The sequence below is a fragment of the bacterium genome (genome assembly GCA_030654305.1).
In the GTDB taxonomy this organism is placed as follows: domain Bacteria; phylum Krumholzibacteriota; class Krumholzibacteriia; order LZORAL124-64-63; family LZORAL124-64-63; genus PNOJ01.
Genome location: JAURXS010000039.1, coordinates 1 through 1,287, shown reverse-complemented (window position 1 = coordinate 1,287; position 1,287 = coordinate 1). Strand labels below are relative to the sequence as shown.

Annotated in this window: 2 protein-coding genes; both read left to right on the top strand. The window is 68.6% G+C overall.

All coding sequences use genetic code 11. From position 1 onward, the window contains the following. The coding region (locus Q7W29_00900; protein ID MDO9170373.1) for a long-chain fatty acid--CoA ligase at window positions 1-328 on the top strand (328 nt) is incomplete at its 5' end. Window positions 329-369: 41 nt separating this feature from the next. Further along, a partial coding sequence (locus Q7W29_00895) for an ABC transporter substrate-binding protein (GenBank protein MDO9170372.1) occupies window positions 370-1,287 on the top strand: 918 nt, incomplete at its 3' end.

Genomic DNA, 1,287 nt, shown 5'->3' with positions numbered 1-1,287 from the left:
CAAGGACGTGATCAAGTCAGGTGGCGAGTGGATCAGCTCCATCGACGTGGAAAACATCGCCATGGCGCACCCGGCCGTGGCCATGGCGGCCTGCGTCGGTATGAAGCACCCCAAGTGGGACGAGCGCCCGATCGTGGTGGTGATGAAGAAGCCCGGCGCCGAGGTGACGCGCGAGGAATTGCTGGCGTTCTACGAAGGCAAGATCGCCAAGTGGCAGGTGCCGGACGACGTGGTGTTCGTGGACGCGATCCCGCTCGGTGCCACCGGCAAGATGCAGAAGATGACGCTGCGCCAGCAGCTCAAGGACTACGTGTTGCCGGGCCTTTGATGTCTGGATGCGGGTCTTGGTCGGGGGTGAGGCGCGGGCTGTTGCGGCTGGCGGGTCTGGGCGCGCTGGCCTGGGCGGGCCTGGGCGGACTGGCCTGGGCCGCCGATGCGCCGCAGAAGGTGGTGCGCATCGCTTTCATCGATCCGCTCTCGGGCCCGGCGGCCGACATCGGCCGCAACAGCCTGCGCAGCTGGCAGTTCATGGCCGAGCAGCTGGCCGGCCCGGGCAACCCGGCGGGCGTGCGGTTCGTGGTGGCGGGCTTTGACAACAAAGGCTCGCCCAAGGAAAGCCTGGACGCGCTCAAGGCCGCCATCGACCAGGGCTTTCGCTACGTCGTGCAGGGCAACGGCTCCGGGGTGGCGGCGGCGATCTCCGATGCGGTGACGCGGCACAACACGCGCCACCCCGAGCAGGCGGTGCTCTACATCAACTCCGCGGCCATGGACCCGGCGCTGACCAACGACCTGTGCAGCTTCTGGCTCGGCCGCGACGACGCCGACTCGACCATGAAGACGCGCGCGCTGGCGCACTTCATGGCCTCGCAGTCCGCGCTGAAAAGCGTGTCCCAGCTGAACCAGACCTACGCCCATGGGCAGCAGTTCTCGCGCTACTTCCGCGAGGCGCTGACGCAGGAGCGTCCCGATATCCAGATCGTGGGCGATGAACTGCACCCGGCGTTCGTGGGCCAGGATTTTGGGCCCTATGTGCGGCGGTTCGCCGAGTCCGGCGCGCAGGCCGTGGTCACGGGCAACTGGGGCGCCGACCTGCGGGGGCTGGTGAAGGCGATGCAGCAGCAGGGCGTCACGCTGCCGCTCTACGCCTACTACCCGATGCTCAAGGGCGTGCCCGAGCTGCTGGCCTCGGGCGACGGCCGCCTGCCGGTGTACCAGGTGGCCAACAACCACACCAACCAGGCGGGCGACATCGCCCCGCTGGCCACCGCGTTCCGCCGCCGCTAC